We start from the raw sequence: 15,370 nt of genomic DNA, 5'->3' as shown, positions 1-15,370 counted from the left end.
GAAAAAGTTAATGAAAAAGTTTCATAAACTGAGGTCAATATGATTATTAAACCACGCATCCGTGGCTTCATCTGTATTACTGCCCATCCGGCGGGTTGCAAAGCTAACGTCAAAAAACAGATCGAATACGTCACCCAACAGGGCGAGATCGCTTCCGGCCCGAAAAAAGTTCTGGTGATTGGCGCCTCGACGGGTTACGGCCTGGCGGCGCGTATCTCTGCGGCGTTTGGCTGCGGTGCAGATACGCTGGGCGTGTTCTTTGAACGTGCCGGCGAAGAGAATAAAACCGCCACCGCAGGCTGGTACAACTCTGCGGCGTTCGAAGAGTTTGCCGAGGAGAAAGGCCTGTATGCCAAAAGCATCAACGGTGACGCCTACTCCGACGCGGTGAAACAGAAAACCATTGAGATGATTAAGCAGGATCTGGGTCAGGTTGACCTGGTGGTTTACAGCCTGGCCGCGCCACGCCGTACCCACCCAACCACCGGTGAAGTGTTTAACTCTACCCTGAAGCCAATCGGCAAGCCGCTGGTGACCCGTGGGCTGAACACCGATAAAGAAACCATCACCGACGTCTCCCTGGAACCGGCTTCTCAGGAAGAGATCGAAGGCACCGTCGCGGTTATGGGTGGTGAAGATTGGCAGATGTGGATCGACGCGCTGATGGAAGCGGGTGTTCTGGCCGACGGCGCTAAAACTACTGCCTTCACCTATCTGGGCGAGCAGATCACCCATGATATCTACTGGAACGGCTCAATTGGTGAAGCGAAGAAAGATCTCGATAAACGCGTTCTTTCCATTCGCGACAAGCTGGCCGCGCACGGTAACGGCGACGCACGCGTTTCCGTACTGAAAGCGGTAGTGACCCAGGCCAGTTCGGCTATCCCGGTGATGCCGCTTTATCTTTCACTGCTGTTTAAAGTGATGAAAGAGAAAGGCACCCACGAAGGCTGCATCGAGCAGGTCTACGGCCTGTTTAAAGACAGCCTGTATAGTGCTTCGCCGATCCTCGATGACACCGGCCGCCTGCGTGCCGATTATAAAGAGCTGCAGCCTGAAGTTCAGGACGAGGTTTCCGCACTGTGGCCAACCGTCACTGACGAAAACCTGAACCAGCTGACTGACTTCGTTGGTTACAAAACCGAGTTCATGCACCTGTTCGGCTTTGGTCTGGACGGCGTGGATTACGAAGCGGATGTTAATCCGGACGTAAAAATTAAGAACCTGGTGCAGATGTAATTCTGACCACGTTAAGCCCGGCGGCGCAGGGCATCGCGCCGCCAGCTATTGATCAGCTCTCAGCATCCAACCCGGTAAAACAGCGCTCCCCGCTGATATTGCCCTGCTATTCCGCCAAAAACCCTTCTTTCCCTGAAATTCCCCACCAAAGATCGGCTTTTCAATTCAGTCATTTACAGAAAAATTCGCGCAGGCAAAATAGCGCTTATTTTCACTCTTTGCGTGAACCATGTCCGACGAAGCGCTCCACCAGCAAATCCACAACCTGAAAAAACATAATGCGCGCCTGAAGCGTATTGCCCATGACGCCCGCCATAAGCTGAATGCGGCGCTGGACGGCACCGGGCTGTGTCTGTGGCAGCTGGATATCCCCAGCGGCAAGCTGGTGATCTTCAACCGCCGCTGGGGGTCGATGCTGGGCTTCCAGCCGAAGGAGCTGAGTGCGCAATTTGCCGTGTGGCGCGAACATCTGCACCCGGAGGATGCGCAGGAAGTGCTGAAGGCGTTTTATGACCATATCGAGGGGCGCGCACCCTATTATGAGGCGCTGCACCGGATGATCGCCAAGAACGGTAAGATCACCTGGGTGCTGGACCGCGGGCGCGTCAGCGAATGGGACGAGCAGGGTAACGCGCTGAAGGTGACCGGCACTCATATTGATATGACTAAAGAGAAGCAGTACGAAGCCCAGCTCTCGGCGCTGGCGCATCACGATCCGCTAACCGGCCTTACTAACCGCCACGCGCTGCAACACCATTTCAGCCAGATGAAAACGCAGGGTCCGCTGTGCCTTGCCTATATCGACCTCGACAACTTTAAGCACGTTAATGACACGCTCGGCCACCGCAGCGGTGATGAGGTGCTGATCCAGCTCAGCCAGCGTATGCGTGACGCGGTGCCGCCCGCCGTGGTGATTAGCCGGATCGGCGGCGATGAGTTTGTGCTGCTGCTGCCTTACCTGATCGGTTATCCCAAAGTACGCATTGCGGCGCAGGCCGTGCTGGATGCGGCGCTGACGCCGTTCGAGCTCGATAACGGCCTGGCGCAGATTGGCGCATCGGTCGGTATTGCTGAGGTGAAGGAATCTGATGATTTTGGCGCGGCGCTGATGCGCGCCGATGAAGCGATGTACAACGTAAAGCGTAATGGCAAGCAGGGCTTTGGTTTGGCTGCGATAGAGTGACTGGCCAAATATCCTTATTAATCATTATCGTTTTCGGCAGTTAAGGAACTTTCTCATGGCAGGGGGCTTGAGCGGCTCACTATACTGAAAGCCAATTCAGAAGAAGGATGCTCGAATGAAATCTATTAAATTATCTAAATTAGCAGGTTCATTATCTCTGGTGCTGGCCCTCTCTGGTACGGCGACAGCCGCAGGCGCAGCGGAAGTCACTACTCCTGCGGCAGCGGCACCCGCCACGCAGAAAGTCTCGCTGTTGAACGGCGACTTTGCTTTTAATCTGAAAGGTTATCAGCAGCAGCCAATGCCGGGCGGGGCACCGGGCAAGATGTACGTCAGCCAGGCAGAAAAGCGCGTGATTATCCTCGGTGAGGACAATGTCCCCGTTGTGGCGCGAGGCGGCACCGATGCGGACTTCCTCAACGGTATGAAGTCGATTAAGGATAAACAGAAGCAGGCATCGCCGGATTATAAGGTGATCAGCGAGAAGACCGAGAAGGTCAAAGGGCTGGACGTTTATCACATTGAAGCCACCGACAAGATGGACGGTAAAGGCGTGCAGCAGGCGACGCTGCTCTCTACCGCCGATAACAAGTTTGTGGTTATCCAGGTGCTTTCCGGCGCCAGCGACAAAACCGGCCATGCCGCCGCGGTGAACAGCATTCTCGGGAAGTAAGGATGATTTCAGGGCTCGCCGTCGTTAGATCCCTTTAGGCTGGAGCCCTCCCAGCGGGTCGGGCATGCCCGACCCCTACATCGGCCGGTTAACCCGGCTAGTCCTGATTGCCAGCATCCGTTAGTGCCTCTATAAATCCAACGTCATTGCGCTGCCGACAAGCGTAGCCCGTCACGCGTAGTGGCCGACCTTCTTTTCCGGTCGGCCCTAAACTGTTATCGCAACAGCAATCCAATCACATCAAATTATATCGCGCGTCCGGCAGTAGCTTCTCCGGCAGCGGGTGCTGGTTATCCATCTCGCACAGGGTGCGTTCGATGTGGTTACAGATGGCGTTCAGCGGCAGGTCGTTAGCGGAGGTGCCAAAGGGGTCTTCCAGCTCTTCCGCCAGCGATTCCAGCGACAAAAAGGTATAAGAGATAAACACCGAGACCAGCGGCGTCATGTAGTGCAGGTCTGCCACCAGCGCGAACGGCAGCAGGGTGCAGAACAGGTACACCGTGCGATGCACAATCAGGCTGTAGGCAAACGGGATCGGCGTGGTGCTGATGCGCTCGCAGCCGCCCAGAATATGCGACAGCTCATTCAGATTATTATCCATGCCGTTATACAGCAGGTCGCTAATCAGCCCTTTTTCGCGCTGGTCCGCCAGCCACGCGCCCATGCACAACAGCAGGCGGCCGGTCCTGAACGGGCTGGCCAGCACCTCTTCCCGCCACTTTTCCGGGGCCAGGCGGCGGATATCATCGCTGGCATCGGTGCTGCGCAGCTGATGCTTCAGGCTCCAGCTAAAGGCCTTCAGCAGCGCGCTGAATTCGCTCACTGCCGCCGGGTCGCTGCGCAGCGCGCCTTTCGCCTGGCGCAGCAGCGAACGCTGGGTAATCAGCAGCGACCCCCAGAGGGTTCGCGCCTCAACAAAGCGCGCATAGCTGGCGCTATTGCGAAAGCCAAGAAAGATAGCAATCGCCACCCCCAGCAGGCTGAACGGCGCGGTGGTCAGCTTCACCCCCAGCGTTTCATACCACTGAAAGCAGATCACCGCGAATATCGCCATCATCAGATTGAGGCTCAGGCGAAACAGAATTTTTTGCAGCACCGCGCCGTGCCATGAGAACAGGCGCGGAAACCAGTGCTGATGCGGGCGAACAATCATGGCGGCAGGATCCTGAAGTCAGCAAAAGAGAACATCATATTAACCAAAGCGCGACATCATACTCCGCTGCTGGTGCGGGTAAAACCCTCACCGCCCGGCAGTTTGCCGTAATGCGGCATTACAAAGGGGATATTGATATTTAATTCCGTCGCGGATTTATGAAAATCTGGCGTCATATCTTATGACGAGGGAGTAGTAAAATGAGCCAGAATCCACAACGGATCAAACTTGGTCTGATGCTGCAGGGCGCCGGTGGTTTTATGAATGCGTGGCGCCATCATCGTGTCCCGGCCGATGCCAGCGTCAACGTTAGCTGGTATCACCAGCTGGCACGCCAGGCAGAGGATGCCGGGCTGGACTTCCTGTTTGTCGCCGACGGGCTGCACATCAATGAAAAATCCCTGCCGCACTTCCTTAACCGTTTCGAGCCGGTGGCGCTGCTCTCCTCCCTGGCCTCGGTCACCGAACGCATCGGGCTGGCCGGGACCATCTCCACCTCCTACAGCGATCCGTTTACCGTCGCACGGCAGCTGGCAACGCTCGACCTGCTCAGCCACGGGCGCGCAGGCTGGAACGTGGTGACCTCGCCGCTGGAAGGCTCGGCGCGCAACTTTGGTAAAACACACCCGGAGCACGGCCAGCGTTACCAGATAGCGCGTGAATATATTGAAGTGGTGCAGGGGCTGTGGAACAGCTGGGAAGAGGATGCATTTATCCGTGACAAGCAGAGCGGCGAGTTTTTTGACGCCAGCAAGCTGCACAAGCTGAATCATCAGGGCGACCACTTCTCGGTTGAAGGGCCGCTTAATATTCAGCGCTCCCCGCAGGGGCAGCCGGTGATCTTCCAGGCGGGCGCCTCTGAGTCCGGTATTCGCCTGGCGGCGGCGACGGCTGACGCGGTGTTTACCAACGCGCGCACGCTGGAGGAAGCCGAAGGTTACGCCGCCAGCCTGCGTGAACAGGTGGCGCAGCAGGGGCGTGACGCGGTGGGAATTTTTCCCGGCATCAGCCCGATTATTGGCGCCACGGAACAGGAAGCCGAGGAGAAATATCAGTATCTGCTCTCCCTGCTGACGCTGGAGCAGGCGCTGAACTACCTTGGGCGCTTCTTCGACCATCACGACTTCAGCCAGTATGATCCGGACGCGCCTTTCCCGCAGCTGGGTAGCCTGGGCGAGAACAGCTTCCGTTCCACCACCGATCAGATCAAACGACTGGCGGCAGAAGAAAAGTTAACGCTGCGCGAGGTTGCGCTGCGCACCACGCTGCCAAAAGGCGAGTTTTTTGGCACGCCAGAGCAGGTGGCCGACACCTTTATCCGCTGGGTTGAGCAGGGTGGCGCCAGCGGATTTATCATCTGCGGCCCGGTGCTGAACGAAGCGCTGGAAGACGTGGTGCGCTACGTGCTGCCGATCCTCGAAGCCCGCGGTTACTGGCATCAGGACGACAGCCGCACGCTGCGCGAAAGGCTGGGCATCGCCAGGCGCGACCACCACGATCGTCAGACTCATCACGCTGCGTGACGCATAGCGGCATAAGCTTTCCCTTCATTCACCCGCGCTTAGCGGTTATGCTAAGCGTTATCCACGCCCTAACCTCAGAGAAATACAATGAATATCGTTATCCGCCGCGCCGAACGCCCGGACGCTAAACTGATCCTCGCGATGATCGCCGAGCTGGCCGAATATGAGAAAGCGCTACATGAAGTGGTCGCCAGCCAGCAGGACATCGAAGAGTCGCTGTTCGCTGCGGAGAGCAAATCAGAAGCGCTAATCTGCGAAATCGACGGTGAGGCGGCGGGCTACGCGGTGTTCTTTACCAGCTACTCTACCTGGCTGGGCAAAAACGGTATTTATCTTGAAGATCTCTACGTCTCCCCGCGTTTTCGCGGCCATAAAGCCGGTAAAACCCTGCTGCGCCATATCGCCCAGCTGGCGGTCGCGCGCAATTGCGGTCGCCTGGAGTGGAGCGTGCTCGACTGGAACCAGCCTGCCATCGACTTCTACAAAAGCCTCGGCGCGGTTCCGCAGGATGAGTGGGTGCGCTACCGCATGGAAGGCAAGGTGCTGACGGATTTCGCTGAATCCTGAGAGGACTGAGTCACGTCTAAGCCGCTGCGCCGCAAGGAACAGCGGTTTTTTTATGCCATGAGGGCGGCTTTAGCAGAAAGTTCCGCAGGTTAATGTAAATTATTCAATTAGTGTATTGATAATTATTATCGTCTGTATATGATGTCGCAAATTATAAAAGAACGACTTGCCCCGCGCATCGCATTTTCGGGGCCATTAACCTGTTTCATCGGAAAGCACTGTTGAGCAAATACCAATAATTAAATCAGGTATTTATCATGCTCAAATTTTCGTCCCGCCAGGGGCTACTGCAGACATCGCTCGTCATGGGAACTTTACTCACCGCCACCGTCAGCAGCGCTGCGGAGCAGGGTGACGAGACCGCACAAACAGCACAGAACGCCAGCGGCCAGAAACCGTCCGATGCCGCCAGGCCGAAAGATGATGCGGTGATGACCGTGTTGTCGCCGGCGGTGAAAAACGTCGCCGGCAGCAAAATCACGCTCAGCGCGGCGGAGATGCAGCAGCGCGGCGGCAACGACTTTGGCACCATCATGCGTTATGAAACGCTGATCGGTGCGGTCGGCAGCAGCGGTGGCTCCACCAGCGGTAAAAGCGGCTTCGACCGCAGCGGCTACACCGGCTACAACATCCGTGGTCTGGAGGGTAACCGCATCGCGATGGACGTTGACGGCATCCCGCAGCCGGACGCGACCGGGCGCAGCTACGCCAGCCGTGCCGGGGTAAATACCTTCGGTATCGGTCGCGACTACGTGGATCCTTATCTTTACGGCCAGGTCGACATCGAAGTCGGCGCAACCTCTACGGCGCGCAGCAATAACGCGCTCGGTGGCTCCGTCTCCTTCCTGCCAAAATCTGCCGATGACTACCTGGCGCCGTCAAAACCGACCTACTTTGGCTACCAGAGCGATTACGACTCCTCCAACCGCAGCTGGCACAACGGCATTACCGCAGCGATGGGCGATGAAACCCTGCGCGGGCTGGTGGCTTACAGCCGCCGCGACGGGCAGGAGACGCGCAACAACAGCGGCGAGCGGGATGCTTACCCGGCTAACTGGCACTCCGATGCGTTTCTCGCCTCCGGCATCTGGCAGCCCAGCGACGAGCACAAGCTGATAGCCACCGTCGATCTCTACAACAAGGTGAACCACACCCGTTACGACAGCTGGAACACCGCCGGCACAGCGGTACTGGGCGATGCCAATCAGCAGAGCAATACCCGCCGCTGGGGCATCAGCCTGAAAGATGAGTGGACGCCGGCAAACGCGTGGATCGACAGCCTGAGCAACAAGGTCTACTACCAGAAAACCGAAGCGCACGACAACACCCTGATGCCGCTGGATGCGTCATCCATGCAGCGCGTCTATTCTGACTATAACGTTGAAACGGTGGGCTACGAAGCCCAGCTGGCGAAAAGCATTGGCCGTCACGATCTGCTCGCCGGGGTCAATGCCCGTCTGGCCGATGCTGAGCGTCCATTCAGCCAGTCCCCGGCGCAGACCTCGTTCAATAAGATCACCAAACCCCAGGGCGACAGCCGCACCGTGGTTCTGGGTGGTTTCGTGCAGGACACCATTCAGTTCGATCTCGACGGTCACGGCTTTGCGGTAGTGCCCGGCGTGCGCGTGGCACATCAGGAAACCAAACCGCAGAACCTCGATAACCTCGCCGCCGGCACCGACGTGCTCACCGGGGCCGATGCCGAAGCGCTGTACGGTAAAACCAACAGCGACACGCAGGTGCTGCCGTCCATCAGCTTCAACTACGACATCACGCCAAAGCTGATGACCTATGTGCAGTACAAGCGCGGGGCGCAGTTCCCGAATGCCAGCCAGCTGTACGGCTCGTGGAACCTCGGCTCCAACTACCTGGCCGGCCGCCAGTACGCGCTGATCGGCAACACCGATCTCGATACCGAAACCAGTAACAACGTTGAGTGGGGCGTAAAGGGAGAAGCCACGCCAGGGGTCACCTTCAGCGGCGCGATGTTCTATAACAGCTATAAAAACTTTATTGCCTATACCCGCTACAGCCGCGCCACCAACCCGGAGAAATTCGCCAACGTGCCGTCAAATATCGCCACCACTTATCAGGCGGAAAACCGCGATAAAGCCTACATCTGGGGCGGCAACATCAGTAGCAAAATCAACTACGGCACCTGGTTTGAAGCGGTTAATGGTCTGAACAGCACCTTCGCGCTGGGGTACAGCAAAGGGCAGTCGAAGTCCAGCTATGCCGGCGACAGGTATGTTGACCTCGACAGCGTGGCACCGATGAAAGCCGTGGTCGGCGTGGGCTGGGACGACCCGGCGCAGCGCTTTGGTGCCAATGTCACCGCAACCTTTGTGAAGGGCAAGCAGGCGGAAAACACCAATCGCAACAGCTTCAACAACAGTGGCTCGGCGCTGACCGATGCCACTTCCGAGTACCAGCGCGTGCCGGGCTACGGCATGGTGGATCTCTCCGCGTGGGTGAAGGTGACGAAGAACGTCAGGTTGAGCGGCGGCATCTATAACCTGACCGATCGCAAATATTGGGATTACCTCAGCAGCCGCGACCTGACCGGGGAGACCCCGATGGATATCAACGACCGCTCACTGGCCGTCATGCCGGGGCGTAATTTCCAGCTGGGTGTGAACGTCGATTTCTGATGTAAGGCTCAGGATTAACCATAAGGTCGGGCTTGCCCGGCCTTTTTTGTGCCTGTCAGAGCAATTGTCTGTTTTGTGATCTGGATTGTAGTACAACTTTATCCATTAGTACTACAATCTGCTCATCCACTGCCGCCGCTGACCTGCAGCTCACCGAATGGAAAATCATGACGCAAGAACAGCTAAGTAAAACCGAACGCATCATCCTGACCCTGGGCGAGGAGATCGTTTCGGGCAAATATGTTCCCGGCGGCGCGCTGCCTGCCGAAGCCGAGCTGTGCGAACGCTTTACCACCTCGCGCAATATTATTCGCGAGGTGTTTCGCTCGCTGATGGCGAAACGCCTGATGGAGATGAAGCGCTATCGCGGCGCGTTCGTCACCCTGCGCAACCAGTGGAACTACCTCGACAGCGACGTGCTGCGCTGGTCGCTGGCGCATGATGACGACCCGCGCCTGATCGCCGCCATGAACGAAGTGCGCGTGCTGGTAGAGCCGCAAATTGCGCGCTGGTCGGCGGAGCGCGCCACCTCCAGCGATCTGGCGAATATCGAGATGGCCTGGAACGAGATGGTGGCGAACCGCCGCGATCGTGATGCCTTTAACCAGGCGGATATTCGCTACCACGAAGCGGTGATGGCCTCGGTGCATAACCCGGTGCTGCAACAGCTTAACGTTGCGATTGGCGAGCTGCAAAAAGCGGTGTTTGACCGCACCTTTATGCCGGACGAAGCCAATATGCCGCGTACGCTGGAGGAGCATAAAGCTCTGCTGGATGCCATTCGCCATCAGGATGCCGATGCCGCTGAGCAGGCGGCGAAAACCATGATTGCCAGCTCAACGGGGCGCCTTAAGGAGATAATGTGAACAGCTATATCGCCATCGACTGGGGATCCACCAATTTACGCGCGTGGCACTATCAGCAGGGCGCATGCGTCGAAGAGCGCCGCTCAGAGGCGGGCGTCACGCGCCTCAACGGTCGCCGCTGCGCCGAGGTGTTTGCTGAAGTGACCGCCGGCTGGCCGGTGGATGACGTGCCGGTGGTCATGGCCGGGATGGTCGGCAGCAACGCGGGCTGGCAGCCGGTGCCGTACCTTAGTTGCCCGGTGCGCTTGAGCGACATTGCCGCTCGCCTGACCCGCGTCGATAACCGTGCCTGGGTGGTGCCCGGGCTGAGCGTGCAGCGGGAGGATAACGCCAATGTCATGCGCGGTGAAGAGACGCAGCTGCTGGGCGCACTTCAGCTCGCCCCGGCGGACGTTTACGTGATGCCCGGCACCCATGCCAAGTGGGTGCAGGCCGAAGCGGACAAAATTATCGATTTTCGTACCGTCATGACCGGTGAGCTGCACCACCTGCTGTTAACGCAGTCGCTGGTGGGGGCGGGGCTGCCTGAGCAGCGTGAGGATCGCGCCGCTTTTCGCGACGGGCTGGCGGTAGGCAGCAGCGACCGCTCCATTCTCTCCCGGCTGTTTGAAGTGCGTGCGGCACACGTGCTGGGGGTGCGTGACCGGGCGACGATTAGCGATTTTCTCTCCGGCCTGTTAATTGGCCACGAAGCGGCGCTGATGGCCGGGCAGTACGCGGTGAAGGCCGGGCGTCCGGTGACGATTATAGCCGGGGAGGCGCTGGCGCAACGCTATCAGCAGGCGCTGCGTTTTGTCGGCCTCAATACACAAACGCTGGCGGGCGATAGCGCCTTCCAGCATGGGATAAGGAGCATAGCCAATGAGCTGGCAGACTAAATTACCGTTAATCGCCATTTTACGCGGCATTCGTCCGCAGGAAGCGCAGGAGCATATTGCCGCGCTGATCGCCGCAGGGTTCGACGCCATCGAGATCCCGCTTAACTCCCCGGAGTGGGCGGTCAGCATTAGCGAAGCCGTGCAGAACTTCGGCGATAAAGCCCTGATCGGTGCTGGAACGGTACTGAAAGTGGAGCAGGTTGAGCAGCTGGCGCAGATCAAAAGCCAGCTGGTGGTAACGCCAAATACCAACGCCGCGGTGATCCGCCGGGCGGTCGACTGCGGGATGGTGGTGGCTGCCGGGTGCGCGACCGCGACCGAAGCGTTTACCGCGCTGGAAGCCGGTGCGCAAACCCTGAAAATTTTCCCATCTTCCGCCTTTGGCCCTGACTATATCAAAGCCCTGAAGGCGGTGCTGCCTGCCGACGTTCCGGTATTTGCCGTCGGCGGCGTGACCCCGGAAAACTTAAAAGATTTTATGGCGGCGGGCTGCATTGGCGCCGGGCTGGGCAGCGATCTCTACCGCGCCGGGCAGCCGCTGGCGCGCACCGTTGAACAGGCTCAGGCATTTATTCACGCTTATAAGGACGCGTTACGATGAAAATTACCAAACTGACAACTTACCGCCTACCGCCGCGCTGGATGTTCCTCAAAATTGAAACTGACGAAGGCGTATTCGGTTGGGGCGAGCCGGTAATAGAAGGGGGCGCACGCAGCGTGGAAGCGGCGGTGCACGAGATGTCACACTATCTGATCGGCCAGGATCCGGCGCGCATCAACGATCTCTGGCAGGTCATGTATCGCGGCGGCTTCTATCGCGGTGGCCCAACCCTGATGAGCGCCATTGCGGGCATCGACCAGGCGCTGTGGGATATTAAGGGCAAAGTGCTCGGCGTCCCGGTCTATCAGCTGCTGGGCGGGCTGGTGCGCGACAGCATCAAAGCCTACAGCTGGGTCGGCGGCGACCGCCCGGCAGATGCCATCGCAGGGATCAAAAAGCTGCGCACCATCGGCTTCGACACCTTTAAGCTGAACGGCTGTGAAGAGATGGGCATTATCGATAACTCGCGTAAGATCGATACCGCCGTCAATACCGTGGCGCAGATCCGTGAAGCGTTCGGCAGTGAGATTGAGTTCGGCCTCGACTTCCACGGCCGCGTCAGTGCGCCAATGGCGAAAGTGCTGATCAAAGAGCTGGAGCCGTATCGTCCGCTGTTTATCGAAGAGCCGGTGCTGGCAGAGCAGGCGGAGTACTATCCGAAACTGGCGGCACAAACCCATATTCCGATTGCCGCCGGTGAGCGCATGTTTTCGCGCTTCGAGTTTAAACGCGTGCTGGAAGCGGGCGGTCTCGCTATTCTGCAACCCGATCTCTCCCACGCGGGCGGCATTACCGAGTGCTATAAAATTGCCGCGATGGCTGAATCTTACGATGTGGCGCTGGCGCCGCACTGCCCGCTGGGACCGATTGCGCTGGCAGCCTGCCTGCACGTCGATTTTGTCTCGCGCAATGCGGTATTCCAGGAGCAGAGTATGGGTATCCATTATAATAAGGGCGCCGAACTTCTCGACTACGTGATTAATAAAGACGACTTTAAAATGGATGGCGGTCATTTCTATCCGTTAAATAAACCCGGCCTTGGCGTAGAAATAAACGAAGAGCTGGTGATTGAGCGCAGTAAAAATGCCCCGGACTGGCGTAATCCATTGTGGCGTTTCGCGGATGGTTCCGTGGCGGAATGGTAAATATCCTTCATTCTTCGAGCCGCAGATGCGTTGGCTTCACCCGCTGACCCCAGTCACATAGCTTACTATGCTGCTGGAGACTCACGGGCTTGCCGCCTTCCTGCTGCTCGAGTTATTTTGGATATTAATTAAGAGTGCACAGCCATTAACGATATTAGTGGCAAAGTGTACCGTTCTATTTATATGGCAATTTTTTTATCAAATTATTAGAAAGATAAACCTCTCACCGGGCGGGTAAATCTCGCCCTGAAACCCTACGGAGCCCTATTATGGACATCTCTGACGTTAATACCAGGCCTACGCGTCGGCGCTATTTAACCCTGCTGATGATTTTTATTACCGTGGTGATTTGCTATGTCGACCGCGCCAACCTGGCGGTGGCCTCGGCACATATTCAGGAAGAGTTTGGCATCAGCAAAGCGCAGATGGGCTACGTCTTCTCGGCCTTTGCATGGCTGTATACCCTGTGCCAGATCCCCGGCGGCTGGTTCCTTGACCGCGTCGGTTCGCGCCTGACCTATTTCATCGCCATCTTCGGCTGGTCGGTGGCGACGCTGCTGCAAGGCTTTGCCAGCGGATTAATGTCGTTGATTGGCCTGCGCGCGATTACCGGTATCTTTGAAGCGCCGGCGTTCCCGACCAATAATCGCCTGGTGACCAGCTGGTTCCCGGAGCAGGAGCGTGCTTCGGCCGTGGGTTTTTACACTTCCGGGCAGTTTGTCGGCCTGGCATTTCTGACGCCGCTGCTGATCTGGATCCAGGAGATACTGAGCTGGCACTGGGTGTTTATCATTACCGGCGGCATCGGCATTATCTGGTCATTTGTCTGGATCAAAGTCTACCAGGCTCCGCGCAAAAGCCAGGGTATCAACCAGGCCGAGCTGGAGTACATTCGCGACGGCGGGGCGATGATCGACGGCGATGCCCCCTCAGAGAAGAAAAACCGCGTTAAAATGACGGCGGCTGACTGGAAGCTGGTGTTCCACCGCAAGCTGTGCGGCGTTTACCTCGGGCAGTTTGCCGTGACCTCGACGCTGTGGTTTTTCCTCACCTGGTTCCCTAACTATTTGACCCAGGAGAAACATATTGCGGCACTTACCGCTGGCTTTATGACGACCGTGCCGTTCCTCGCTGCCTTTTTCGGGGTGATCCTCTCCGGCATTGTCGCCGACCGTCTGGTGCGCAGCGGCCGCTCGCTGGGCTTTGCGCGTAAAACGCCGATCATCTGCGGGCTGCTGATCTCCACCTGCATTATGGGCGCCAACTACACCAACGATCCGGTGTGGATCATGGTACTGATGGCGGTGGCGTTCTTCGGCAACGGCTTTGCTTCAATCACCTGGTCGCTGGTCTCTTCGCTGGCGCCGGTGCGTCTGATTGGTTTAACCGGTGGGGTATTCAACTTTATTGGCGGGCTGGGTGGCATCACCGTGCCGCTGGTGGTGGGCTATCTGGCGCAGGATTATGGCTTCTCCCCGGCGCTGATCTATATCTCGGTGGTGGCGCTGATTGGTGCGCTCTCCTACATCCTGCTGGTCGGTGACGTGAAGCGCGTCGGTTAATTGCGATACGGTAAACTACGGGGCGGGCGTGCCCGACCCCTACGGTTGCAGCATCACGGAAAACAACGGGTCGGGCGTGCCCGCCCCCCACGGTAGCAGCATCCGGGTTCAGGTAGGGGTCAGGCATGCCTGACCCGCTGTGGTGTTATTCGGCCGGTTTCACGTGCTGGTCAATATGGCCAAGGTCACGCTCGGGGAAGCAGACGGCGCGCAGGCGGCGTTTGATCTCGGCGGCATCGGGAAAACCGTTATCAGTTTTGCGGTCCCAGATTATCTGGTCGTGGATGGCAATCTGGTAAACACCTCCGGTGCCGGGTATCAGCGTAACCGAGCCAAGGTCGGTGCTAAAGGTGTGCAGCAGCTCCTGCGCCATCCAGCTGGCGCGCAGCATCCAGTTGCACTGGGAGCAGTAGGTGATAGTGACAGCAGGCAGAGTCTTCATTATTCATCTCCTCACAATAGGGGCGGCACTACTTTCCTGCGCCAGCCATAAACATTCTTACCGCGCAGGCGGTCATCTCGCTGACCCGCTTCACGCTCAGCGGCGGCGCGTTGCGCTGGTAAATGCGGATCTCAATTTCTGCAGTCAGCAGGGCGAGGAACTGCAGCGCACGGATCTGCGGGTCGCCCATGCGCAGCACGCCGCTGTCCATCGCGCTGGAGAACAGTCGCGCAAGCCGTTCGATGCTCTCACGCGGCCCTGATTCATAAAACAGCATCCCCATCTCCGAATGACCGGCTTCAGCCACCACCATGCGGTATACCGCCAGCGCGGTGTTGTTGGTGGTCATCACCTGCAGCATCTGCTCACCGAACAGCTGCAGCTTCTCGGTCAGCGACAGGCCTTTGCTGACGGAGGTATCCAGCGCACAGGCGGCGTCGGTCAGGTGCTGCGTCGCATAGGTGCGGATCACCGCGCTAAACAGCTCCTCTTTCGAGGGGAAATAGTTATACAGCGTGGTTTTCGAGCCACCCAGCCGCTTCGCCAGCTCATTCATTGAGGCGCGTTCATACCCCATCTCCTGGAACAGCTGAGCGGCAGCTTCCACAATCGCCTCACGGCGGGCTTCCGTTTTGACTTTCATCGCACCTCCCGCGAAAAATAAACCCGAGTGTACATTTTATTGACAAAAAAATCCTGCCAGGGCACAAGCAAACCGTACGGTACGGTACGGTACGGTACGGTACATTTTAGAAGTGTGATGATGATTAACCCGCGCCTGAAAGACAAGGCGGCCACAGAGCCGCCAGTTTTCCAAATGCTCATTCCTGCACACCTTTCCCCGATTTCTTCTTTGTCCTTACGATACGGCTTTGATATTGCTGTGG

14 protein-coding genes are annotated in these 15,370 nt (G+C 57.8%); 11 read left to right on the top strand and 3 right to left on the bottom strand.

Translation table 11 applies throughout. From position 1 onward, the window contains the following. Positions 1–39 precede the first annotated feature (39 nt). The 3 genes from fabV (at position 40) to ID864_RS17275 (ending at position 3,095) form a co-directional block, all read left to right on the top strand. Positions 40–1,239: an enoyl-ACP reductase FabV gene (fabV, locus tag ID864_RS17285; protein WP_048916068.1), complete on the top strand. Its 1,200-nt coding sequence runs from the start codon at positions 40–42 to the stop codon at positions 1,237–1,239. Positions 1,240–1,468: 229 nt separating this feature from the next. Continuing rightward, positions 1,469–2,422, top strand: coding sequence for a sensor domain-containing diguanylate cyclase (locus tag ID864_RS17280; RefSeq protein ID WP_133623592.1), 954 nt, complete (start codon positions 1,469–1,471; stop codon positions 2,420–2,422). A gap of 115 nt (positions 2,423–2,537) precedes the next feature. Beyond that, positions 2,538–3,095: a DcrB/PsbP domain-containing protein gene (locus ID864_RS17275; protein ID WP_062818547.1), complete on the top strand. Its 558-nt coding sequence runs from the start codon at positions 2,538–2,540 to the stop codon at positions 3,093–3,095. 235 nt (positions 3,096–3,330) lie between these two features. Here ID864_RS17275 and ID864_RS17270 read toward each other — a convergent pair whose 3' ends face one another. Continuing rightward, positions 3,331–4,248, bottom strand: coding sequence for a bestrophin family protein (locus ID864_RS17270; RefSeq protein WP_062818546.1), 918 nt, complete (start codon positions 4,246–4,248; stop codon positions 3,331–3,333). A gap of 200 nt (positions 4,249–4,448) precedes the next feature. Between ID864_RS17270 and ID864_RS17265 the strand changes: the two genes are divergently transcribed. From ID864_RS17265 to ID864_RS17230, 8 genes are all read left to right on the top strand, one after another. After that, complete coding sequence (locus ID864_RS17265) at positions 4,449–5,771, top strand: LLM class flavin-dependent oxidoreductase (RefSeq protein WP_062818545.1); 1,323 nt, start codon at positions 4,449–4,451, stop codon at positions 5,769–5,771. Between the two features lie 87 nt (positions 5,772–5,858). Beyond that, positions 5,859–6,338, top strand: a complete 480-nt coding sequence (locus ID864_RS17260) for a GNAT family N-acetyltransferase (RefSeq protein WP_048916063.1) — start codon at positions 5,859–5,861, stop codon at positions 6,336–6,338. Between the two features lie 257 nt (positions 6,339–6,595). Next, entirely contained in the window at positions 6,596–8,989 is a 2,394-nt protein-coding gene (locus ID864_RS17255) for a TonB-dependent receptor domain-containing protein (RefSeq protein ID WP_048918012.1), read from the top strand. Between the two features lie 167 nt (positions 8,990–9,156). After that, entirely contained in the window at positions 9,157–9,855 is a 699-nt protein-coding gene (locus tag ID864_RS17250; RefSeq protein ID WP_048918011.1) for a FadR/GntR family transcriptional regulator, read from the top strand. Further along, complete coding sequence (locus ID864_RS17245) at positions 9,852–10,733, top strand: 2-dehydro-3-deoxygalactonokinase (protein ID WP_191149451.1); 882 nt, start codon at positions 9,852–9,854, stop codon at positions 10,731–10,733. Before ID864_RS17250 ends, ID864_RS17245 begins: the two co-directional genes overlap by 4 nt. Further along, positions 10,717–11,334, top strand: coding sequence for a 2-dehydro-3-deoxy-6-phosphogalactonate aldolase (locus ID864_RS17240; RefSeq protein ID WP_048918009.1), 618 nt, complete (start codon positions 10,717–10,719; stop codon positions 11,332–11,334). Before ID864_RS17245 ends, ID864_RS17240 begins: the two co-directional genes overlap by 17 nt. After that, a complete protein-coding gene (gene dgoD / locus ID864_RS17235; RefSeq protein WP_048918008.1) occupies positions 11,331–12,479 on the top strand; it encodes a galactonate dehydratase in 1,149 nt (382 codons plus the stop codon). The genes ID864_RS17240 and dgoD overlap by 4 nt, the downstream gene beginning before the upstream one ends. Before the next feature lie 269 nt (positions 12,480–12,748). Beyond that, positions 12,749–14,041: an MFS transporter gene (locus ID864_RS17230; protein ID WP_048918007.1), complete on the top strand. Its 1,293-nt coding sequence runs from the start codon at positions 12,749–12,751 to the stop codon at positions 14,039–14,041. Between the two features lie 145 nt (positions 14,042–14,186). Here ID864_RS17230 and ID864_RS17225 read toward each other — a convergent pair whose 3' ends face one another. Both ID864_RS17225 and ID864_RS17220 read right to left on the bottom strand, forming a co-directional pair. Continuing rightward, complete coding sequence (locus tag ID864_RS17225) at positions 14,187–14,483, bottom strand: SelT/SelW/SelH family protein (RefSeq protein ID WP_048918006.1); 297 nt, start codon at positions 14,481–14,483, stop codon at positions 14,187–14,189. A 28-nt stretch (positions 14,484–14,511) separates the two neighbouring features. Then, positions 14,512–15,126, bottom strand: coding sequence for a TetR/AcrR family transcriptional regulator (locus ID864_RS17220; RefSeq protein WP_048918005.1), 615 nt, complete (start codon positions 15,124–15,126; stop codon positions 14,512–14,514). Positions 15,127–15,370 lie beyond the last annotated feature (244 nt).

Origin of the sequence: Erwinia aphidicola, assembly GCF_014773485.1 — a bacterium.
In the GTDB taxonomy this organism is placed as follows: domain Bacteria; phylum Pseudomonadota; class Gammaproteobacteria; order Enterobacterales; family Enterobacteriaceae; genus Erwinia; species Erwinia aphidicola.
This window is presented reverse-complemented; position numbering and strand designations above follow the sequence as displayed.